General features: G+C 57.5%; 20 protein-coding genes. 8 read left to right on the plus strand and 12 right to left on the minus strand.

The window, feature by feature from the left end:
* Position 1: 1 nt before the first annotated feature.
* Positions 2–880, minus strand: a complete 879-nt coding sequence (locus tag Q1A74_RS05680) for an MBL fold metallo-hydrolase (protein ID WP_299593301.1) — start codon at positions 878–880, stop codon at positions 2–4.
* Positions 881–1,059: 179 nt separating this feature from the next.
* Here Q1A74_RS05680 and Q1A74_RS05685 point away from each other — a divergent pair, with 179 nt between their 5' ends.
* From Q1A74_RS05685 to Q1A74_RS05705, 5 genes are all read left to right on the plus strand, one after another.
* Entirely contained in the window at positions 1,060–1,374 is a 315-nt protein-coding gene (locus tag Q1A74_RS05685; protein WP_299593304.1) for a helix-turn-helix transcriptional regulator, read from the plus strand.
* 9 nt (positions 1,375–1,383) lie between these two features.
* The gene (locus tag Q1A74_RS05690) at positions 1,384–1,827 is read left to right on the plus strand and encodes a YeeE/YedE family protein (protein WP_299593307.1); all 444 of its coding nucleotides are present in this window, start codon (positions 1,384–1,386) and stop codon (positions 1,825–1,827) included.
* Positions 1,828–1,831: 4 nt separating this feature from the next.
* Entirely contained in the window at positions 1,832–2,254 is a 423-nt protein-coding gene (locus Q1A74_RS05695) for a DUF6691 family protein (protein WP_299593310.1), read from the plus strand.
* A gap of 88 nt (positions 2,255–2,342) precedes the next feature.
* Positions 2,343–4,085, plus strand: coding sequence for a SulP family inorganic anion transporter (locus Q1A74_RS05700; RefSeq protein WP_299593313.1), 1,743 nt, complete (start codon positions 2,343–2,345; stop codon positions 4,083–4,085).
* A gap of 68 nt (positions 4,086–4,153) precedes the next feature.
* Complete coding sequence (locus tag Q1A74_RS05705; protein ID WP_299593316.1) at positions 4,154–6,427, plus strand: ATP-dependent helicase; 2,274 nt, start codon at positions 4,154–4,156, stop codon at positions 6,425–6,427.
* A 23-nt stretch (positions 6,428–6,450) separates the two neighbouring features.
* On the opposite strand, the gene Q1A74_RS05710 is transcribed toward Q1A74_RS05705, so the two are convergent.
* The 7 genes from Q1A74_RS05710 to Q1A74_RS05740 all read right to left on the minus strand — a co-directional run bounded on the left by Q1A74_RS05710 (position 6,451) and on the right by Q1A74_RS05740 (position 14,193).
* Entirely contained in the window at positions 6,451–7,017 is a 567-nt protein-coding gene (locus Q1A74_RS05710; protein ID WP_299593319.1) for a DUF4919 domain-containing protein, read from the minus strand.
* Positions 7,018–7,129: 112 nt separating this feature from the next.
* Complete coding sequence (locus Q1A74_RS05715) at positions 7,130–8,392, minus strand: patatin-like phospholipase family protein (protein ID WP_299593322.1); 1,263 nt, start codon at positions 8,390–8,392, stop codon at positions 7,130–7,132.
* 207 nt (positions 8,393–8,599) lie between these two features.
* Positions 8,600–9,604 (minus strand): YhdH/YhfP family quinone oxidoreductase, encoded by a 1,005-nt coding sequence (locus tag Q1A74_RS05720; protein WP_299593325.1) that lies wholly within the window; start codon positions 9,602–9,604, stop codon positions 8,600–8,602.
* 56 nt (positions 9,605–9,660) lie between these two features.
* Positions 9,661–10,878 (minus strand): protease SohB, encoded by a 1,218-nt coding sequence (sohB, locus tag Q1A74_RS05725; protein WP_299593328.1) that lies wholly within the window; start codon positions 10,876–10,878, stop codon positions 9,661–9,663.
* A gap of 47 nt (positions 10,879–10,925) precedes the next feature.
* Positions 10,926–11,576: a cation/multidrug efflux pump gene (locus tag Q1A74_RS05730; RefSeq protein ID WP_299593331.1), complete on the minus strand. Its 651-nt coding sequence runs from the start codon at positions 11,574–11,576 to the stop codon at positions 10,926–10,928.
* Positions 11,577–11,620: 44 nt separating this feature from the next.
* Positions 11,621–12,442: an NAD(+) diphosphatase gene (nudC, locus tag Q1A74_RS05735; protein WP_299593334.1), complete on the minus strand. Its 822-nt coding sequence runs from the start codon at positions 12,440–12,442 to the stop codon at positions 11,621–11,623.
* Positions 12,443–12,495: 53 nt separating this feature from the next.
* Positions 12,496–14,193, minus strand: a complete 1,698-nt coding sequence (locus Q1A74_RS05740; RefSeq protein ID WP_299593337.1) for a hypothetical protein — start codon at positions 14,191–14,193, stop codon at positions 12,496–12,498.
* A gap of 320 nt (positions 14,194–14,513) precedes the next feature.
* Between Q1A74_RS05740 and nhaB the strand changes: the two genes are divergently transcribed.
* On the plus strand, positions 14,514–16,046 hold the full coding sequence (gene nhaB, locus Q1A74_RS05745; protein ID WP_299593340.1) for a sodium/proton antiporter NhaB: 1,533 nt from the start codon (positions 14,514–14,516) through the stop codon (positions 16,044–16,046).
* 98 nt (positions 16,047–16,144) lie between these two features.
* On the opposite strand, the gene dnaQ is transcribed toward nhaB, so the two are convergent.
* From dnaQ to Q1A74_RS05760, 3 genes are read right to left on the minus strand one after another with little or no spacing between them, the layout of a single operon-like run.
* A complete protein-coding gene (gene dnaQ / locus Q1A74_RS05750; RefSeq protein WP_299593343.1) occupies positions 16,145–16,870 on the minus strand; it encodes a DNA polymerase III subunit epsilon in 726 nt (241 codons plus the stop codon).
* Between the two features lie 4 nt (positions 16,871–16,874).
* The gene (gene rnhA, locus Q1A74_RS05755) at positions 16,875–17,312 is read right to left on the minus strand and encodes a ribonuclease HI (RefSeq protein WP_299593346.1); all 438 of its coding nucleotides are present in this window, start codon (positions 17,310–17,312) and stop codon (positions 16,875–16,877) included.
* 60 nt (positions 17,313–17,372) lie between these two features.
* Positions 17,373–18,191: a class I SAM-dependent methyltransferase gene (locus tag Q1A74_RS05760; RefSeq protein ID WP_299593349.1), complete on the minus strand. Its 819-nt coding sequence runs from the start codon at positions 18,189–18,191 to the stop codon at positions 17,373–17,375.
* Positions 18,192–18,370: 179 nt separating this feature from the next.
* On the opposite strand from Q1A74_RS05760, the gene gloB reads away from it, so the two are divergent.
* Both gloB and Q1A74_RS05770 read left to right on the plus strand, forming a co-directional pair.
* Positions 18,371–19,129 (plus strand): hydroxyacylglutathione hydrolase, encoded by a 759-nt coding sequence (gloB, locus tag Q1A74_RS05765; RefSeq protein WP_299593352.1) that lies wholly within the window; start codon positions 18,371–18,373, stop codon positions 19,127–19,129.
* A gap of 201 nt (positions 19,130–19,330) precedes the next feature.
* A complete protein-coding gene (locus tag Q1A74_RS05770; RefSeq protein WP_299593355.1) occupies positions 19,331–20,911 on the plus strand; it encodes a LysM peptidoglycan-binding domain-containing protein in 1,581 nt (526 codons plus the stop codon).
* Positions 20,912–21,002: 91 nt separating this feature from the next.
* On the opposite strand, the gene Q1A74_RS05775 is transcribed toward Q1A74_RS05770, so the two are convergent.
* The gene (locus Q1A74_RS05775; protein ID WP_299593358.1) at positions 21,003–22,895 is read right to left on the minus strand and encodes a SurA N-terminal domain-containing protein; all 1,893 of its coding nucleotides are present in this window, start codon (positions 22,893–22,895) and stop codon (positions 21,003–21,005) included.
* Between the last annotated feature and the right edge of the window lie 48 nt (positions 22,896–22,943).

Genomic DNA, 22,943 nt, shown 5'->3' on the forward strand with positions numbered 1-22,943 from the left:
ATCACAGTTTGTTGATTGGCACTTTCAAGTACACGGTGCCGTTGTCTTCCGCCGGCGGCATTTGTCCTGCACGGATATTGACCTGAATGGACGGCAGGATCAGGCGCGGCATCCCCAGGGTTGCGTCCCTGGCGCTGCGCATTTTCACGAATTCGTCTTCGCTGATACCGTCATGCAGGTGAATGTTGTCGCGTTTCTGCGCGCCCACGGTGGTTTCACACTGATGTTCGCGGGCTCCGTTTGGCGGGTAGTCGTGACACATGTACATGCGCGTGTCCTCCGGCAGCGACAGCAGTTTCTGCACCGATTGGTACAGTGCCCGGGCATCGCCACCGGGGAAGTCGCAGCGAGCGCTGCCCACGTCCGGCAGGAACAGGGTATCGCCAACAAACAGCGCGTCGCCAATAAGCCACGCCATATCCGCAGGCGTGTGGCCCGGCACGTAGATCACCTTCCCTTCCAGCGTGCCGATATTGAAGGTGTCGCCATCGTGAAACAGGTGGTCAAACTGGGAGCCATCCACCAGGAACTCTTTTTCCAGGTTAAACACCTCGCGGAAAATGCCCTGCACCTGGCGAATATGGTCGCCGATCGCGATCTTGCCGCCGAGCTGTTCGCGGATAAACGGTGCCGCAGACAGGTGATCGGCGTGGGCATGGGTTTCCAGCACCCACTCAACGGTCAGGTCATTGTCACGCACAAAAGCGACGATCTTCTCCGCGCCACCGGTACAGGTACGACCGGACGCCTGGTCGAAGTCCAGCACCGCATCGACCACCGCGGCACTCCCACCAACCCGGTCGTAAATCACGTAGCTCCAGGTTTCGGTCCCGGGATCAAGGAAGGCCTGTACCTGCGGGCGAGCTTCAGTTGCGGTCATGGTCGGCTCCGGTCTGTCTGTCGCAAAAATCTATCGCAAAAACAAGTTATGCAATTTAGATATAAGATAATAACCCTGAGAAATATATCTTCCAATACTATACTTTTCAATATAATATTTTTTCCGCAACTATTAGCGTATCGCTATCGATCTCTCTCAATCAGTGAGCAATTGCCTCCATGCCCGATACCAGCCAGCTCCAGCTAGACAAAATGCGCGATGCCGCGGGGGAGGCCTCGCTCCTGCTGCGCTCACTGGGAAACCAGGATCGACTGCTGCTGCTTTGCCAGCTAAGCCAGGAGGAGCTGTGTGTGAGTGACATCGAAGAGCGACTGGATATACGGCAGCCAAGCCTGTCGCAGCAGCTGGGCATTTTGCGTCGGGAAGGCCTGGTTACCTCTCGCAAGGAAGGCAAGCGGGTCTACTACCAAGTTGCCGACCCGAAAGTCCTGGCCCTACTGCAAACCCTGTATCAACTGTATTGCGCGGAGTAACACGCCACCATGAACATAGACTGGAACGCATTTACCCCCCTATCCGCCCTCGCCGGTGGCGTCCTGATTGGACTCGCCAGTGGGTGGCTGATCCTGATGAACGGACGCATAGCTGGTATCTCGGGCATTCTCGGTGGACTGATGAATAACGGTCACGATACCCAGGGCAATCGCGGCTGGCAGCTGGCCTTTATTCTCGGCCTACTGACAGGCCCGGCGATCTGGGGGCTGTTCTACGCCCTGCCACTCATCGAGATCCACGCAAGCTACCCGGTTCTTATTACCGCCGGCCTGCTGGTGGGTATTGGTACCCGCTATGCGTCGGGCTGCACCAGCGGGCACGGCGTCTGTGGGCTATCGCGACTGTCACCGCGGTCGCTGGCCGCCACCATGACATTCATGTTGGGTGGCTTTACCACCGTCTATATCGTGCGTCATCTGTTGGGGGGCTGAAGCCATGAATAAAGCGACGATTTCCGCGTTCATTGCCGGTCTGATTTTCAGCGTTGGCCTGCTGCTCTCTGGCATGGCCAATCCAGAGAAAGTACTCGGCTTCCTCGACCTCTTTGGTGCCTGGGATCCTTCACTGGCACTGGTGATGGGCGGCGCCATCGCCGTGGGGTTACCAGCGTTTACCATCGCAAGGAAACGTGAGCGCGCAGTACTGGGCGGACCTGTTCACTTGCCCGGCAATCGAAAACTAGACCGGCGTCTGCTGCTCGGCAGCCTGGTGTTCGGCATCGGCTGGGGCCTGGCCGGCTTTTGCCCCGGTCCGGGTATTGTCGCTACGGGCGCACTGGAACCAGGCGGACTGGTGTTTGTGCTCGCAATGCTTGCGGGCATGTTTGTATTCCGCTTGCTCAACAGCCGCACTAGCTGATCGACCGGGGCACCAGCAACTGGCCCTGCGCGATCAGCAGCGGCTATCCTGAAGAAACGTTTCCCACCGACGGATGAAAACTGCGTAAGTGATTCGGGCAAACCGACTAATTCCCCATTGGCTTAGAAATTATCGCCTCCAGCTGCTGCCCTCAGATATGACCGCAGCACTGGTTTCGGGAATGCTGCTGGTGCCGCAGGGGCTCGCGTATGCGCTATTGGCAGGGCTTCCACCGCATTTCGGGCTCTATGCCTCTCTGATCCCTCTCATTGCCTACGCCGCATTTGGCAGCAGCAGCGCCATGTCGGTAGGGCCGGCGGCGGTCCTGTCCCTGATGACCGTATCGGCACTTACACCGCTGGCGACGATCGGCAGCCCCGAATATATCGGCGCCGCCATCGTACTGACCCTGCTGAGCGGGCTTTTCCTGTTCACCATGGGGCTGTTCAAAATGGGCGCCCTTTCCAACATGCTCAGCCATCCGGTGATCAGCGGCTTCGTGTCCGGTGCCGCGGCACTCATTATTGTCGGTCAGCTGCCCGCACTTTTGGGTATCGAGGCGGAAGGTGATACCGCGTCACTCAAGCTGTTTCACGTTGTGGAGCGTCTGCCGGATGCGCATTTGCCCACCATGGCCTTTGGTGTCGCCACTGCGTTGCTGCTGATCTTCAGCCGCCTGTGGTTACCGATGCTGTTGTTCCGCCTCGGCGCACCCAAACAGATAGCACGACTGGCGGCAAAGGTGACGCCGATGCTGCTGGTGTTGTGCGCGATCGCGCTGGTTCATTGGCTGAAACTCGGCGACCAGCTGAAAATCGTAGGCGACATTCCCGCGGGGCTCCCCAAAATCGTCATTCCCGAGTGGAACGGAAGCCTGGTTTACCGGCTGCTGTTACCAGCTCTGATCATTGCCCTGCTGACCTTTGTCGAGAGCCTTTCCATTGCCCAGGCACTGGCGGCCCGCCGCGGTGAGCGGCTGAATGCGGATGGGGAACTACTTGGCCTGGGTGCAGCCAATATCACCAGTGCCTTCTCGGGCGGACTGCCGGTGGCGGGGAGCTTTTCTCGCACGGCGGTCAATGCCGAAGCCGGCGCGGTGTCGCCACTGGCCGGGGTGTTGGCTGCGCTGTTGATGATACCGGTGCTGCTGTACCTCACCGGAATGTTCAGCGAGCTGCCGCTGACAGTGCTCGCCGCCATTATCATTGTCGCCGCGGCGAGCCTGTTCGATTATCGCGGCTTCATCCACAACTGGCGCTACGACCGCACCGACGGCATCGCCATGCTGTGCACTTTTCTCGGGGTACTGCTGTTCGGGGTCGAGGTGGGTATCGCGCTGGGGATCGGTCTCTCATTCGCCACACTCATATGGCGCAGTAGCCGGCCACATATCGCCGTGGTGGGACGGATGCCCGGTACCGAACATTTCCGAAACGTGCTGCGCTACGACGTGGAGACCCACAGCGAGATTCTTTTTCTTCGCATTGATGAGAGCCTGTTTTTCAGCAATATCAGCGCGGTAGAAGATCGACTGCTGAGTGAGCTGAAACGCCACCCGGACACCCGTGAACTGGTGCTGATCTTGTCGTCAGTCAGCCGTATCGACGGCACAGCACTGGAACGCATGCACCAGATTAATAAGGACCTGAAAAACCGTGAAATCCGACTGCATCTTGCCGAAGTCAAAGGCCCGGTGCTGGATCGCCTGAGTCGCTCACGGCTTCTGGAAAAACTGAGCGGCCGAATTTTTCTCTCCTCCTACATTGCCGAACTTGCGCTGCTACGCGCAGACGCCCCACCTGCACCCGATCAGGAAGAGCCGCCCGTATAAACCCCTGTACCCTCGCGCCCCACACTGGCAATATATACAGTGTTTCACCCAGCGATTGCAGAGTTTTCATGTCAGGCACAGAGTCCGATTTCAAGGAAGCGCTCACGGAAGAGCAACAGGCCATAGCCAGCCATGCGGGTGGTCATGCAAAGATCATCGCGGTCGCGGGCTCCGGTAAAACCACCGCCCTGCTGCACTACATCAAAAACCGGCTGGCGTCCGGTACGGCACCCCAACGTATGCTGGTACTGATGTACAACCGCAATGCCAAGGAGGATTTTTCTCGGCGCCTTGGTGCGCTGTGTGGCGACCGGATACCTCGCGTCAACACCTTCCACAGCCTTGGCTTTCAACTTTATCAACGCATGATTGCCCGCGGCCATCTGGAGAGCGCCAACCTTACTCCCCTGCCCCAGTCCCTGGTTCAGCTGCAAGTCTGGAAAGCCATCGAAGCCTGTGCGCCGCCGGCGGACATTGAAGATATCCGCGCGCGTAAACAGTCTGAGACTGAGGCCGCTGAGTTTTTCATCGACTACACCAAAACCATTCTCAGCGGAGACCTGAGCGCATTCCAGCGGCTCAAGCTCGGCGATGAATACATGTACTTCCTGAAAGTCTTCCGCCATTTCGAAGAGTGGCGGCGAGAGAGAAACGCCGTTACCTATGCCGACCTGATTTACGATCCAGCCATGCTGCTCAGCCAGCAACCGGAAATCGCCGAGCAGTATGGCGGCTTCTACGATGACATCCTGGTGGACGAATACCAGGACATCAACGAGATCCAGCATCACCTCCTGCGCGTCTTGCACGGCAAGTCTGGCAATGTGATCGCCATCGGTGACCCGGACCAGACCATCTACGAATGGCGCGGTTCGCGGCCCGAATTTTTGCTGCGGCTGTTCGATGGCGATTTTCCGCCGTCCAACGTGTATCAGCTAAGCCACACATTTCGCTACGGCCACAGCCTCGCTCTCGCCGCCAACCACTTCATTCACAACAACCGTGAGCGCGCGGATATTTTCTGTGTCTCCGGCAAAGCCGAGGCGCAAACACAGCTACAGCAGGTTAATACCGCGAACGAAGGAAAGTGGCTGGTCGAGCACATCCTCCGCTGCCAGCGGCGGGGGGATTCGCTGGGGGAAATCGCGATACTGGTGCGTCTGTGGTCACTGGCCGCACCGCTGGAACTGGCACTGCTGGCCAACAATATTCCCTACCGCTCCGGCAACCGCAACACGGTGCTTTCCCGGCGCGAACTGCGCCCCCTGTTCTGGAGCCTGAATATTGCCGCCGGTCGATTTGCGGAGCAGACCAGCACGCGTCGCGCCCAGGGGTTGTACGAGTGGCTGACCGCACCGCATATCCGGATTGCCCGCGCAGTACTGGAACCAATATGCGAACGGCTCAGCCAGCATGAGAAAGGCTGGGGGAAGCAATTGCTCAAACTGATCCCGGAGTCCCTCAGCCAACCTCAAAGTAAACGCCTGCGCCAGCGCGCGGAATTGCTACAACAGGTAGAAAAATGGCGCGGACATGGCGGCGAGCTGGTGCGCCGCCAGTTGGGAGAGCTCGACTACCTGAGCGGTATTGGTGACGACGCCTTCAACCGTCAGCAGGCCGAGGAAAAACAGCACACCATTCTGGCGTTTTGCCAGTACCTGGATCAATTGCGACTGCCAGCGAAAGAAACCCTGGAGCACCTGCAACAGCTGCAACAACAACATCAGCAACAAGATCTACAAGAGAACCACGGCGAACACTCTGCGCCGGCGGACGTCATCCAGATCACCACCATGCACCAGGCAAAGGGGCTGGAGTGGGATCACGTTATTCTTCCCTCACTGACCGTACACAACATGCCGTACCAGCCCCAGAGGGACTTCTCGACGCCCGCGTCCACCGAGAGCGAACGCCGATTGATGTATGTGGCCATGACCCGCGCTCGCAAGCAGCTATACCTGCTGACACCACCGGTAGAAACCGACAAACCCAGTGTAAACAGCATGGACTCGGATCAGAAACCTTCTCTTTTTCTCGACGAGATGCACCTGCCCCTCAGTAACCTGCTGGGCGAAACCCTGCAGACGCGCCCCCAGAACATCAAGACTCAGGTCCCAGTGACCCGTCTGGCTCTGCGGTATCTGGAGGCCTGTGACTACAACCCGGAAATCAACGCGCCGCGCGCCGCGCTGCGAAAACCGGAATTGGGGGAAGGTATTCAGCACGAGAAGCTGGGCTACGGGCGGGTGACCAGATGGGAGGACTCGAAGGTGGAAATTCTGTTCAGCGACCGCAAGACACGTCGCTTTGAGTGGGAAAAACTTGCGCAGTTTTTAGTATAAAAAATCAATATTTAAAGGGGGAATCACTCCCCCTTGGAACCCTGCGCAAACTGCTGGCTGACATTGAAAAACAGCGGATACTCTTCACCGGACTCCGGATCGCGCACCTGCATTTTGTCGTAGATACCCTGCTTGTCATAAACGATGGACTGATCCAGAACCTGCAGCCCTTTCAGCCGCACAAAGCCTCGTAGCTCTGAGGTGCTGATGGTGAGAAAAGCGCTCTCCTGAGACTTGCCATCGCCACTGTTTTCGATAGAGGTCATCAACCCCTCTACCATATAGCGGTGCTGGTCTTCCCGCTCAAATTCGCCCGCCTGCCCACTGCACAACACACCGATCATGTGTGCTTCCAGGCTCATATAATTGTGTTTGAGTACCTTGTCGACATTGCGCAGGCAATCGTCAAAATCCGCCTGCTCCACAGAGCTGTACGCCTGGGGTAAACCTTCCAGCTTCACACCGCCGTACGGGTTGTACTCAGACGACTCGACGTACGCCTTGCGCAAGCGATCAAAATCCAGCGTGAAACTCAGCTGGTAGGCCTCTTCCAGCAGCTGGCGGTATTCACTCTGGTTTTGCTGGCGCAAGCCTGGCTCGCCATCAGTATCCTTGACGCCTTGGCCACTACAAGCCGCTAATATGGCAGCGAGCGTCAAAGCAAATCCACGCAGTGCTAAACCGCGAAAGTTGAGCGAGTGGTTAGAGGGGTGTATTGCCATTACTTGCTTCCGTTGCGGGTTTGACCCGTATTCCAAAAAGACTTTTCTGCTGGGTAGATACCAGTTGCGTCCGCGGGCGCATGAAATCCCGTAATTTTTCCTGCTCCCACATAGCATCCTGATATCCCAATTCGATCAGCTCACCCAAATAGGGCTTTTCAAACAGGAGATAACTGGCGGCAGAGGCACCACCTCCCGAGGTGGTGGCACCGGTAGAGCGGAACAACCAGCGCAGTGCCGGAGGCAGGTAGCGCACCTTGCGCCCGGCGATACGATCCAGACTCTGGCTGGGCTCAATTACCGCGGACTCTACCGCACGCAGAGGCGCCAGCCCCGGCAAGTCTTTTTCATCCACCGAGTCCAGTAACAGGTTGACCCTGTCCAGATGCTCGAGATCCCCTTCCAGGCTGTCAATAAACGCCGCGTTGAACAACTGCCCGCCAATCTGCGCCAGAGACGGAGAGTGCCTGGCCACCTTGCGGTTTTTACCCCAGTGCACCGGGGAGCGGTTGTCGGACACCCCAACCACGAAAACCCGCGAGGCGCCGAGGTGCAGTGCGGGGCTGATGGGCGCCAGCTGGCGTACAGCGCCGTCACCGAAGTATTCGTCGCCAATTTTCACCGAAGGGAACAGCGTGGGGATGGCAGCAGAAGCCATCAGGTGCTCCACCGTAAGATCGGTACGTTCACCACAACGGCGGAATCGCCGCCACTCCTGCAGGTCGTCGCTGCCCTGGAAAAAACTGACCGACTCCCCCTCGCTGTAAGACATGGCATTAACGCTGACCGCACGCAGGCGCCCTTCGTCAATATTGCGCTGGATGTTGCCGAAGGGAACCACTTCGGTCACCAGATCCCGCAGGGGGCGATTATCCAACAGCGCCAGCGGTTTGCGCCGGGCTACGCCCTGATTAAAAAACGAACTGGAAATGGTCAGCACATTACCCAGCAGGCTGGTCCAGTTACTGCGGTAGATACGGTCCACCGTAAGCCCCATCCAGAGGTCATACAGGCGCGCCACAGCTTCTTTAAAGGTACCCGGGTGGGTCGCCAGTACCAGCGCATTGACGGCACCAGCGGAGGTACCACAGATAATCTTGAATGGGTTTTCTTCGGTTTCCGGAGTCAGCTCGGCGAGCGCCTTCAGAACGCCGACCTGATAAGCCGCGCGCGCGCCACCGCCAGACAGCACGAGTGCGCCGGCATCGAGTACTTGAGGAGTAGGCGGGGTGTTCACCGACAAAGCTTGCTACCAGATCGAGAAATCCGGGACATTATTTCTGATTCACCCATTTTACGAGCGATCCATCCCATCGAAAATTATTGTGGCCATTAAGCCTTTAGAACATTGTAGGTCAGGATAGCAGCCAACATCGTGACCCGATACTGCCATCACGGCACTCGATTGGCGCGGTTTGCGCACTACTCCACAGTTTTGACCCAAACTGCGCTACCGGGTCATATCCACAACATAGCGCCCGATACCGTGTCCGCGATGCAGCCGGGCTAGAAATTCTGGCGCCTGCTCGAGGGAAATATCTTCGGCGATTTTTTTCAGTTGCTCGCCAATATACCAGTCTCCGGCGAGCCTGCCCCAGACATCAGACTTTTTCTGCAGCGGCAGCTCGACGCTGTCGACGCCAAGCAGGCTGATACCGCGGAGGATAAACGGAAAGACATTCGCCTGAAATTGCGCGCCAGACGCCATACCACACGCGGCAACGCCACCGCCGTACTTGAGACATTTGATGACATTGAACAAGGTTTCGCCACCCACCGTATCCACCGCCCAGGCCCACAGTGGCTTCGCAATGGCCTTGTTGGCAAAAGGCGCCAGGGTTTCCCGATCCAGTACTTTCCACGCACCGAGACTGGTAAGAAATTCGGCAGATTCGAGTTTGCCGGTTACCGCCGCCACTTTGAAGCCAAGCTTGCCTAACAGAGCGACCGCTATCGAACCGACACCACCGGTGGCTCCGGTCACCAACACTTCGCCATCCGCGGGGCGCGCGCCGGCCTCTAGTAATTTCTCCACACACAGCGCCGCCGTCAGGCCCGCGGTACCGAGCACCATGGCTTCCCGGGCTGTGAGCCCTGCAGGCAGTGGCGCCACCCACTCTGCCGGTACAGCGATCTGTTCGGCAAGACCGCCGGACGTGTTCATGCCCAGGTCGTAGCCGGTGACAATCACCTGATCACCCGCGGAAAAGGTACCGCTCTCGTCCGCAAGCACAGTGCCAACGGCATCAATGCCCGGTGTGTGGGGGTAATCCTTGGTGACCGCTCGATTGCCAAATGCCGATAGCGCGTCTTTGTAGTTCAACGATGAGTGGGAAACCCCGATTCTGACGGGGTTTGGCGGTAGGTCGGACGATGTGCGGGTAACAATCGTTTGATCGTATTTACCCGCGGCAACTTCCTCTACCAGCATTGCACGAAACGTGTTGTCAGACATAAACAAACCGTAATCCGATCCGATTCAACAGGCTAGCTACCGGGCTACACTGGGACTCACTGGGCCTGATGTCGCCAGGCGGCCAGTCGGGAAAATAACCGGGCCAGTGCGCTCTCGATGCCAGACTGGGTGGCAAAGCCTATTTTCTTGGCAATATTCTGCCGCTCCTTGTACGCCACCTGGTAGAGGTCGGCGTTCTGCGCCCGCGACGTCAGGTATTCGTCGGAGGTTTTCAGCTCGTCCACCAGCGCGAGATCCAGTGCGCGTTGCCCAAACCACACTTCGCCAGTAGCGACCTTTGCGATATCCAGCTGCGGACGATATTCCGAGACAAAATGCTGAAACAGGGTATGAATTTCTTCCAGGTCACTCTGGAATTTTTCCTTACCTTCCTCAGTATTTTCGCCAAACATGGTCACGGTGCGCTTGTATTCCCCGGCGGTGAACAGCTCAAAATCCACATCATTACGCTGCAACAAACGGTGGAAGTTTGGCAGCTGGGCCACCACACCGATCGAACCGAGCATGGCGAAAGGCGCTGCTAGAATGCGGTCGGCGACACAGGCCATCATATAGCCACCGCTGGCGGCGACCTTATCTACCACGATGGTGAGCTTCACGCCGGCACTCCGTACCCGGGCCAGTTGGCTGGCCGCAAGTCCGTAATTGGCTACCATGCCGCCGGGGCTTTCCAGGCAGACCACCACTTCGTCGTCTTTCTGGGCAATCTGCAAAATAGCAGTGATTTCTTCGCGCAGGTTATCGAGCGCGCTGGCTTTGATATCACCATCAAACTCAACCACAAACAGGCGCTTGCGCTTGGTATCGCTATCCGGGCTGCTTGCTTCGCCTTCTGCCGTAGCCGAGGATTCAGTACCCGCTTCCGCGTCTGCCGCGGCCTGCTCTGGTACTTTTACCTCGGGAGCGTCGCCGGTTTCGGATTTTTTGTTTTCCTTGCGTGCTTTCGCCTGCGCTTTTGCCTGCTCCTTCAATTCTGCTTTACGCTTTTTTGCCTGCGCCTTGGCTTCCGCTTTGCGATCTTTATCTTGCTGCTTTCTGCGCTCGGCGTAATCGCCCTCATCCATTACCGCTTCCAGCAGGGCTTCTTTCATATTCTCGTAGCGATCGTTCAGATGTGTCACCGCGATATGCCCAGGCTGCCGGTCTTTCATCTGCGCCCGATTGGCCACGATGATCCCGATCACTACAAGTAACGCGACCACAATGGTCACTACTTTGGCCAGAAACAATCCATATTCACTGAGAAATTCCACTCAACCCCCAATTCCGGTTATCTGATTTTTTTGCTCAGGCACAACGGCTATTGCCACTCATTTAGCGCAGAACGCGCCTGCTGATTCAGTGGCCGCGCCAGCAGCCCCGTATGACTGATTCGCACTTCGTACACAGCACCGTCCTGCATGGGCAGGAAGGTTGCACTACCGTACACCGCATCCACCATCGGCACCCGGTTATCCATATTGCGCAGCATGTTCCAAACGTCTACACCGTGATCGCTGTCGCCCAGGGCATAGACGGAACGCTCCTTGTTGCGTTCGTCTTGCAGAGTGAGATAGCGACCACTGAGACGATCCAGACGGTAAGCGGGCTCGATTCCCCAGCGGGCCAATACCCCTTTCCACTTCAACATCCGCGCATCCAGCTGCCACTGGTCGCCGTACAATTCAAACTCCTGAGAGATGCCGTCTTCATCGGCAAATTTCACCATAAAGTGCTGGTCACCCATGCGCTCAAAGCTCACCGTACCCACGCTGTGCTCATTCGCCAGGTTGCGGTAACTATAGACATCCAACGCGACCAGGACGATCATCAGGGCACCCGCCAACAGCAACAAACCGACTGCCCCGCGCAGAAACCCCAATAGCCAGTTGCCTTTTAACAGCACTTTCCCGCCCCAGAACACCAGCAACAGAGCGACAAAGGCAATCAGAAACGTAATGGCGATATACATTATTTTTGCCTCGATTTATGACGGGCCAATACCACGCCCATGGGTCAACCCTTCTCTATAAAGGTGCGAATCAATTGTCCCGACAAGGTCTCAACGGGTGGGATGGCCTGGGGGATTTGCGTCCGGTCAAACCAGTGAGCCTCGGAAATTTCTTCCAGGTCCGGCACCAGCGCGCCACCAGAAGCCTCTACCAGATAGCCGATCATCAGCTGCCCCGGGAATGGCCACGACTGGCTACCAACATACTGCACTGCGCCGGTTTCAAGCCCCACTTCCTCTCGCACTTCTCGCGCCAGCGCCTGCTCCGCATTTTCTCCCGGCTCAATAAATCCGGCCAGTGCGGTATACAGCGCATTGCGGTGCCGGGTATGGCGGGCCAGAAGGCACTGATTGCCACGGGTAACCAGCATAATGACACAGGGCGAGATACGGGGGTACACCACCAGCGAGCAGTGGTCGCAGACTCGCGCACGATCCCGCGGGTGATATTCCGTCTGCAGTCCACAGCGGCCGCAAAAACGGTGGTCGAGATCCCAGTTCACAACCTGCATCGCTCGCCCCACCAGAAAGAACAGCGGCTCTTCCACCGCGCCCAGCAGGCTCCGCAGCCCCAACCACTCAAAGCCCGGGATATCGACACGAATAGGCAAATGGTGGACAGCACAGGCTTCACCGCACCACTCGCCGAGGTAGTGGCTGGCGGCAGTACCCTGCTCTGGCGACGGACGGGCGGCGGGGATCTGAACAGGGAGTGCGCGGTGAAGAGGACCCTGCGCAGAGCACAGCACTTCACCGCCGGAAACGACGATATGCTGCTGAAAGTCCGGGTGCGGCAATACACACCCGGCGGGACTGAATGGCGTCATAACACGTTTAGGTTGGCTGGATATCGGGTCCAAGACTGAATCATCGTGGGATATCAGGCAACCTCCACCGGATAGCCGAGGGCTTCCAGGCTCTCAACCGCCAGATCCAGAGACTGCTTGTCCGCCTGACGGTGGAGTTTCACCTCGCCCAGATAGTACTCCAAGCTGATAATCGCATCGGCAAAAATCTCCAGTGACTGCTCGACTGCGGGAGCGACGTTTTTTTGATCAATCACGGCGTCCACAAAATGTGCCAAGCGCTCCACCACCGCAGCGGCTCGCGCAAGGCTCAGCACAACGAGCCCACCGCGGACACTGTTCAGAGTGGTGGAAACGTTGCGGATGTGCCCGTGATCAAACCCGGATTCTGCGTAGGAACCGAGCGCGCGCTTGATCAGTGACAAGCCGGACTCTGCCTCCTTCAATACTGCGAGCTCGGCCTCTGCCAGCTGACTGCGCTCCAGTGCTATATCCGCCTGCCCGGTTTCATCTAACTCTATGCTGGAGCTCTGGCGCAAAGCGCGAATGGTGCTGTCGACAGTAAGAATCTGGTTGGTAAGCTGCTGCAGGGCGTTGTCTGCCGCGCGGCCGCCGGTGTGTACGCAACTCTGGTAAGCAGTGAGCGAGCCCGACAGGTTTTCGCCGATACGACGAAAGTTGAGTAGCACCAGGGTATTGGCGATTCGGCGCAGGGTCTCTACCAGCCCGCCCTCTTCATCAAGGTCGGTAACGCCGAGGGTGTCGGCATCGTCCAGCATCCGGCGCACACCAGAAAGCTCTTCATCCAGCGCGTTGGCCACCGCGGCAATGGCGGTGGCACCGGGACCACCGAGGCTCGCACGATCGCGTTCCAGCTCGGGCTCGCGGTACGGCAGCGGTTTCATACCGAAAACCTGCAGCAGCTTTTCGCCCTTTTCTGCCGGCCCGGCCAGTGCGAGCCAGTAGAGACACTCTTTGATCAGCACCGGTGGTGCAGGCTGATCCAGGGCTACATCGCCCTCGCGACAGATCGTCCGCAACCGGCGATCCAGCATGCTGAACACCATCACGCGCTGCCGATTGACCAGCAGTTCTTTTGATGCCATGGCACTGATCGCGGTGCCGGCGACGGTCCAAAGTTTTCCATTAGGGCGACCTGCGCAGACACTGGCGATTCGCTGCAGCGCCCGGGCCATCATGGTGTAGGCAGGCCCGCGGGGCTTACCCTTGAGCAGGGCCAACAGCCCCACTTGATACATATGCCGGAAACGACGCACAAAGGTCTTGAGGTCTTCCGACATCACTGCCGAAGAGACGACGCCGGGAACATTGGCGTCCAGCCGGCAGCGCAGGAAATGACTTTCCGGTACCGGCGCCTGGGCGCGGGCAAGACGCAGGTTGTTTATATAGGGAACCAGCAGTTCCGGGCGCGGCGTTGCCCGATTCTGGACAAAGTCCAAATAGCGGGTCAGCACATAAAAAGCCGTGCCGACACCCTCCAGCAATTCGTCCGGGGACTGCTGACGGTCCTGCAGCAGATCTCCCATGGCCACCAGCATTTCCTGAGCCAGAAGCTCTGCCGCCGCCAGCTGCACCATTTGCAGTACGCCAGTCACCTGCCGCAGCCTCTGGATACACTGCTCCAGAGCGGCTTTGTTCCCGTGGTCAGCGGCAAACTGGTCCAGGTAGCCGGTGGCTCCCTCGATACTAGCGACCAGCTCTTCTTTTACCAGGCTGACGGAAGTCAGATTGATTTCGCGCAATTCACTCATTGCCTACACCACTGCAATTTTCTTAATATTATTTAGCCCCAGCCACCCTTCCTTCCCTGGGTGACAATCCCGCAAACGCACATCGTGCGCCGCAGGTACCTCTATTGGCAAGGTATCTTCAGGCAGAAAAGCAATTTATACCAAACTGCCCGATATTCCACCTTTACCTCCGCGATTTCCACCGAACAATCGACAAATTCGAAGTGCAACGGTCCAGTCACATAAAATCAATTGAATTTTTCGCAATAAATGGGTAGTTTCCCCGCGCCCCCGGCAGCAGCAGATCGGGGCTAAAGGCGAATTAAGGAAGTTGTAACAAAATGACCCCCCCCAATAATACCCACTCCACCCCCGGCGGCACTTTTAGCCGCGCCTTCACTGCCAACTTTCTCGGTGAGGCTCCCGACTGGTATAAGCTGACCATTGCTGCATTTTTGCTCATCAACCCAATTATTCTTTATACCACCTCACCCTTTGTTACCGGGTGGGTACTGATCGCCGAATTTATATTCACCCTCGCCATGGCACTCAAATGCTACCCGCTGCAGCCCGGCGGCCTGCTGGCCATTGAAGCGGTGCTACTCGGAATGACGAGCAGTGATGCCGTATTCCACGAGGTGAAGGAAAATATCCAGGTAATCCTGCTCCTGATGTTTATGGTCGCCGGCATCTACTTTATGAAGAGCCTGCTGCTGTATGTGTTTACCAAGCTGCTGATCAAAGTTCGCTCAAAAACCACGCTATCTTTGCTGTTTTGCGGGGTATCGGCCATTCTGTCCGCATTCCTCGACGCCCTGACCGTCACCGCCGTACTAATCGCCGTAGCCGTGGGTTTTTATGCGGTGTACCACAAGACTGCTTCCAACCGGCAGGCGCACCCGGAACACGACCACTCCAAAGATGACGATGTAGTCGAGTACCACCGCTCCGACCTGGACCAGTTCCGCGCTTTTCTGCGCAGCCTGATCATGCACGGGGCCGTCGGTACCGCGCTGGGCGGGGTCTGCACCCTCGTCGGCGAGCCACAAAACCTGCTGATTGCGGAAAAAGCGGGCTGGGACTTCCTGGAATTTTTCGTCAACATGCTGCCGGTTACCATGCCCGCATTTGTCGCAGGGCTGGCGACCTGCTTCCTGCTCGAGAAAACCAAGATTTGCGGGTATGGCGCCAAGCTACCGGACGCAGTGCGCGAAGTTTTGTCCAACTTTGCCAGCGAACAAGAACGCAAGCGCACCAAGCGCGACGTGGTGGAGCTGTGGGTACAGGCCGTAGTCGCCGTAATTCTGGTTCTCTCTCTCGCATTTCACGTGGCGGAAGTGGGCATTATCGGCCTGATGATTATCGTGCTGCTGACCTCCTTCAATGGCATCATTCAGGAGGCGCGTATCGGCCACGCATTTGAAGAGGCGCTCCCCTTCACCGCACTGCTGGTTGTGTTTTTCGCGATCGTCGCGGTGATTCATCAGCAGCATCTGTTTGAGCCAGTCACCCACTTCGTACTGAGCCTCGAGCCGGAACAACAGCCGGGTATGCTGTTTCTCGCCAATGGCGTTCTGTCCATGATCAGTGACAACGTCTTCGTTGCCACCGTATATATCAACGAGGTCAAAACCGCTCTGGATGCCGGCGACATCACCCGCGAACACTTCGACAAACTGGCAATCGCGATCAACACCGGCACCAACCTGCCCAGTGTTGCCACTCCGAACGGCCAGGCGGCCTTCCTGTTCCTGCTGACCTCGGCACTGGCGCCGCTGATTCGCCTGTCTTACGGGCGCATGGTGATCATGGCGCTGCCGTATACCGTCGTGCTCACCATCGTTGCTCTCTTCTTCGTGGTCAACGCCCTCTAGATCAGACCGACGAATCCGGTTACCCAACAAAAAACGGGGCCCCTGAAAGGGCCCCGTTTTTTGTTTTCAGCTACATGCGCCGTTCGGCTTCTGGATTTTTACCAGTAGTGTTTGCCCGCGGCCTTTTCCAGCAGCGAAAGAAACTCTGTGTGTGCCTGCTGCTCATCCGCACTCGCCCGCACCACACTGAGCGGTGCACGGTCCGCAGTCAGGCGGCGAATAGACCCCGCTTCGGCCTGCTCGGTCTCACTACTGTCTCCGTCTTCACCGCCACTTCCGCTACCCGCCAGCGCCAGATCGGTCTGCCCGCCAGTCATCAGCAAGTAGACGTCGGCGAGAATCTCCGCATCCAGCAAAGCGCCGTGCAGATCCCGCTGGGAATTGTCTACGAAGTACCGCTTGCACAGCGCGTCCAGATTGTTTTTTTGCCCAGGGTGTTTTTCCCGCGCCATGGTGAGCGTGTCAAGCACACTGCAATGAGCCGCAACCATCTGCCAGCGCGGACTCCGAAGGCGCTTGAGCTCTGCATCGATAAAGCCAACGTCGAACGGGGCATTGTGAATGACCAGCTCTGCACCATCACAGAACGTCATGAACTCGTCCGCAATCTGGGAAAAGACCGGCTTGTCGACCAGGAACTCGTTGGTGATCCCGTGAACTTCGATCGCACCATCATCAACCTCCCGCTCGGGATTAATGTACTGATGATAGTGCTTGCCGGTGAGCTTTCGATTGACCAGTTCCACACAGCCGATCTCAATGATACGGTGCCCCGATTTCGGATCCAGGCCGGTGGTTTCTGTATCGAGTACGATCTGACGCATAAAATTATTCCCCCAGCTCATCGATACCGCGGTTCGCGAGCGCGTCTGCCCGCTCATTCCCCGAGTTGCCAGCATGCCCTTTAACCCAATGCCACTCCACATCGTGATTGGTAATCGCGACATCCAGAGCCTGCCAGAGATCAGCGTTTTTTACCGGCTTCTTGCTCGCTGTTTTCCAGCCGTTGCGCTTCCAGTTGTGGATCCAGGCAGTAATGCCCTGACGCACATACTGGGAATCAGTGTGCAGGTCCACCTGGCAACGCTGATTGAGCGCATCCAGCGCCTTGATGGCCGCCAGTAATTCCATGCGATTATTGGTGGTCATGGACTCGCCGCCGCACAGCTCTTTTTCCGCATCGCCGCTCAATAGCAACGCGCCCCAGCCGCCCGGGCCGGGGTTGCCCCGGCAAGCGCCATCGGTATAAATGGTAACCTGTTTCAAGTCGGACTCTTGTAATTCGAATTGGATTCAGCGGCGCTTATCGCAGCGGTAGATGCTTGCCTATCGTTTCTGCTGACGACGACGCTCGTGGCGATGCTTGGCGGCCACCCGCGGGCTACTGGGCACTGCGCTCAGGGCCGGTTTTTTATCGCCATTCCAGTTGAGCTTGATGGTGCGCATCCGCGCCACTTCTTTGCGCGCGACTATGATGTAAAAGCCCCCACAGGGCAAGTGCCAGCGGTTGCCCATGCGCTCCATCCAGGACGTCTTGGCCAGGAACTCAGAGTGCTGTAACGGCAAGCGGAAAAAACCGCGCTCAACCGGCCCCGCCTGCAGATCCAGTAGATTCATCCAGTCGGCAATGCGTGCCGCACGCAGCTGATTTCCCTTCTGATACGCATTGGACGATCGGAAAATTCTCGACAAGCCCAGCAACGAGTATGGGTTAAAGCCGATCAACACCATGTGACCACCGGGGATCAACACCCGCGCGGCCTCGCGCAGCACTTGGTGCGGCTGCGGCGAAAAGTCCAGCAAGTGGTGCAGCACTGCAACGTCAATCGATTCAGACGGCAGAGGCAACTGCTCAAACTCGACCACTGCCGCACCACCGCTGTCGGCACACGGACTCAAGCGAAACCGGTGATTGATACGACTGCAGGCAGCAAAATCGACCTGTCGCGCCACACTGGCCTGCATCAGGTGGTAACCAAACAGCCCCTCCACGAGTGGCTGGGCAAGTGCGAGCTGCTGGGTGAGGATTTCCTGACCCAGCGCAGACTCAAACCAGTCTCCCAGGCTGGCACAGGACTGCGCCAGCGAGACATTCTGATCTTTACCGCGGTTGAACAGGGGGGTCCGCCCCGGTGTTTTTCTCATCTGCAGCTCCTGCCCCTTAAAGGCGCTCTTGCTCTGCTCGACTAACCTGGCACAGGTAGCGCCCGAGTATTATTCGACCGCGCTAGCCACAGCACCTCTCGGCCCGCGCTTGGGCCCTATGTTAAGGTTACCCGATCGAAACCGGGTTCTACACAAAGGTAGGTTAGCGGGGAGCACCAATGATCACAATCCGCCCGATACCAGCATTTACCGACAACTATATCTGGTATTTACAACAGGATCGCGAACACTGGGTGGTAGACCCGGGAGATGCCAAACCTGTCATCCAGTCACTGGGGGATGCGCGACTTAGCGGTATTCTACTCACCCACCACCATTTCGATCATACCGGTGGTGTGAAAGCCCTGAAAGCCAAATATGACTGCGAAGTCTACGGGCCCGGATCCATTGAAGGCGTCACTACGCCCCTGACTGACGGCGACCGTTTTTCCCTGATGGGACGCGACTGGACCGTGCTCGCCGTACCGGGGCACACCCTCGACCACATCGCACTCGTTCTCGACGGACAGGACGGCAGACACCTGTTTTGTGGCGACACCCTCTTTGCTGGGGGCTGTGGACGCCTGTTCGAGGGCACACCGGAACAGATGCACGACTCATTGTCCCGGCTGGCATCCCTCCCCCGGGACACAAAGGTTTACTGCGCACACGAGTACACCCTCGCCAATCTGGCTTTCGCCAAGGCGGCCGAGCCGCGGAACCCGGCACTGGACGAGCGTATTGAAGAAGCACGGGCAGCGAGGGCAAAAGACCATCCGACCCTCCCCTCCACCATTGGCGAAGAACTCCAGACCAACCCCTTCCTGCGCACCCAGTCTGCAGAGATTCGATCGCAGTCCGCGGCACAGGGAGCCAACCCTGAGGGATCTGCTGTAGAAATATTCGCCACTTTGCGCCATTGGAAGGACACTTTTTAAGCAATTTGCATTGACCGGAACCAAACTCCCTCTTTAGAATCAGACAATTACAAATCAAAGCTCATGCGTCTTACTCGATAACAGAGGCAATAGACCCGCACCCGCCGCGGCCCAACACAGGCCCGACAGGAACGCAGGGCAGCCATAAAAAATTGTCAGATCACCAGAGCAGAAAGATAACAACAGACTGCGGACACCAGAATGGTTTATAAAAAATTTGCCGTTGCCCTACTGGCAGCGGCAGTGGGGGCCTGCGCGCAAATCGATCACGCGCCACAATCCGCTAGCACCACACCGGCTGAATCAGATACTGACGGTAAAAGCAGTGAGCTGACGGCCATCAGCCAGAACATCATGCAGGTGCCCGAGCCGGCCCTGCCGCCAAAAGACATCTGGCAGCGACTGCGCCAGGGCTTCTCCCTGGATCGCGAGACCGGGCGGCCGAAAGTGAAGGACTACGTCAGCTACTTTTCCTCCAACCAGGGCTATATGGCCCGGGTGACCGAGCGTTCGCGCCGTTACATTTTTCATGTGGCCGAGCAGCTTGAGCAGTCCAATGTACCGATGGAGTTTGCCCTGTTACCCATCGTGGAGAGTGCCTACGACCCCTTCGCCTACTCTCATGCCCAGGCGTCTGGAATGTGGCAATTCATTCCCGCAACCGGCCGCTCTTTTGGACTGAACCAGAACTGGTGGTACGACGGCCGCCGCGACGTGGTGGAGTCCACCCGTGCCGCAAGTGAATACTTCAACTACCTATCGGCAAAATTCGACGGTGACTGGCTTCTGGTGCTCGCCGCCTATAATGCCGGCGAAGGTACGGTACGGCGCGCTATGGAGCGCAACCGTCGCAAGGGTAAAGGCACCAGCTTCTGGGATCTGAAACTCCCCCGCGAGACCCAACGCTATGTACCCCAGCTGCTGGCGCTTGCCGAAGTAGTCGCGCGATCAGACCACTACCGCATTCCCCTTCACGATGTAGGCAACACGCCTTACTACACCGCCGTCAATGTAGGCAGCCAGATTGACCTGGCCCAGGCCGCAGAGCTGGCAGGTGTGGAAATCGAAGAACTCTATCTTCTGAACCCCGGATACAACCGCTGGGCGACCGACCCCAATGGCAACCACCGCCTGCTGATCCCGAATGACAAAAGCGCACGCTTTATTGAAGAACTGGAGAAGCTTCCCGCTGATCAACGGGTCAGCTGGCAACGCTACAAAGTTGCCAGTGGCGACTCTCTGTCGGTGATTGCGCGGCGCTACGAAACCACCGTGGCAGCCATCCAGCAAACCAACAAGCTTCGCGGAAGCCGTATCCGCGCGGGCCAGACACTGCTGATTCCCAGCGCATCCGGTCCCAGCGCGCAATATGCCTACTCCATCGACCAACGTGTGCAGAACAAGCAGGCATCCGGAAAAGGCAAAAAATCCAGCTACACAGTGCGCCCCGGCGACACGCTCTGGGCCATCGCCCGATCTATGGACGTCAAAGTGCGCGACCTGGCCAGCTGGAACAGCATGGCCCCCGGCGACACCCTGCGCCCGGGCCGCAAACTGGTGGCCTACTCCAGCTCCGGCAGCTCCAGCACTAGTGATGAGCGCAGCCGCACCACCCGCAAGATGTCTTACCGCGTACGCAGCGGTGACTCCCTGTACCGTATCGCGCGCAAGTTTAGTATCGACATCAGCGACATCGTTCGCTGGAACAAGATCAGCAAGAACAGCTACCTGCAGCCTGGCCAGCGGCTGACCCTGTTTGTGGACAGCGCCTCCAGAGGCTGACCTCGACAGGAATCCCCGAATAGAAGGCACAAAAAAACCGGCGTATTCGCCGGTTTTTTTGTGCCTGTATTTGAGGATGCCCCCAAGAGGATCAATCCCCCGGGGTAGACACCTCAATATCGGCCCTGCTCGCAAGATACGTCTGCACGGCTGTCAATTCAGAAGTGCCTTGCATGGATGCCAGCTGCTGCATCAGCGCTTCACGCTGCTCTTTGCTCTGGCGAGACAGGTCACCGGCGCGCACATCTCGCAACTGCACGACAACCACATCCCCTGTACCCAGGGTAAATTGCCCCAGATTCTTCGCGCCCGGCTTGGGTGCATCCATAGCGAAAACATGATTCACCACTTCGCCCCGCGCGCCAAAGCCGCCGCGACGAGTCTTGTCACTGGTTTCCAGGGTCAAGCCTTCAGCTTCAGCCACATCGGCAAGCGCTTCACCAGATTCCACCTGGGACTGGATAGTAGTGGCTTTACCGGCCAACTGCTCACCGGCATTATCACGCTTCAAGCGTTGGGTAATCTCCTGCTTCACCTCTTCCAGTGGCTTCACGCCCGCGGGCTTATGCTCCACCACCTTGAGTACCACAGCGTGGTTTTCAGACAGGTTGAGGACATCCGATGCGTTGCCATCTTCCAGCACTTCCGGGGAGAAAGCGGCTTCGATTACCTTGCCTTCTGAAGCGATGCCTGCCCCACCCTGACGGGAGAACAGCGGAGATTTCTGCACTGGAACACTCAAATCCTCTGCCGGCCCGGACAGCGACTCGGCGTTATACGTGAGATCGCCCAGACGGCTGACTGCACCAACGAACTCGCGCTCGGCCTCAGCGTTACGCAGACGCGCTGCGATCGCCGCCTTTCGCTCCTCAAAAGTTGGCGGCTCTGCATCTGCCACTTCGATCAACTTAATAAAGTGGGTGCCGGCATCGGTTCTGACCGCACCGGAGACCTGGCCAACTTCCAGCTCGGTCAAAGCATCCTCGAAAGGCTCAGGGAAAACATCACCACTGGTGAAGCCGACATCACCGCCCTCTTCACGAGAAACAATATCGTCGGAATACTCCTTCGCCAGCGCATCAAAGGCTTGCCCCTCTGACAACTTGGCCTGCACTTCATCGACTTTTTTCTGCGCCGCTTCGTCATCGCCTTCAATCAGAATATGCGCCGCATGTCGGCGAATATTCGCTTGGAAATTTTTCACTTCCTGATCGTATTGCGCACGCAGATCCTGTTCAGATACATCGATATTTGCAGCGAACTGTTCAGGGGTCAGCTCAACATACTCGATGGCCACCTGCTCTGGACGCTGAAAATTCTGCTGATTCTCATCGTAATAAGCCTGAATTTCATCGTCACTCACCTGAATATCGGCCAACAGTGGCGAGGCCGACAGCGTCAGATAGTCAAAATCGCGCTCTTCCATGGAAACGGAAACTACTTCTTCGGCTTCAGCGCGGGTGGCAAAGGCGCTATCGGAAATACTTCCGATAAACTGCTGCATGACCATTTCCTGTTCGAGCAACTGGCGGAAACCGGCGGGGCTGTAGCCCATCCGACGCAGACCATCGCGGAACATCTGCTGATCAAACTGGCCATTTACCTGGAAACCAGGCATCTGCACAATTTCCCGGTCTACCGACGCTGCACTCATGACCATGCCGCGCTCTTGCGCCGCCTGGCGCATCACAGAACTGTTCACCAGCTGCTGCAGCACCGGGCCACGAAGCTGCTCGTCGGTGAGCAGATCGGCAGGTACATTTTCGCCGTACTGGCTCTCGATCATCGAGCGGCGATTCTGGATCGCCCGCTGCAGATCAAGATTGGAGATCTTCTCTCCATTGACGTCGGCCACCTGGTCCGCCGACCCGCCACTGGCACCGGTGAAGAAATCAATCCCACCGATCACCATGATAAATCCAAAGAACGCCGCCACGATAATCGCCGCCGTTCCTTTCAAGTTGTCACGCATGGACTGAAGCATATTCAGCTCCGAAATTTAACTCTGTCTGTACACATCTGGATCGTTGAT

The organism is uncultured Microbulbifer sp., from assembly GCF_947504145.1.
Classification (GTDB): domain Bacteria; phylum Pseudomonadota; class Gammaproteobacteria; order Pseudomonadales; family Cellvibrionaceae; genus Microbulbifer.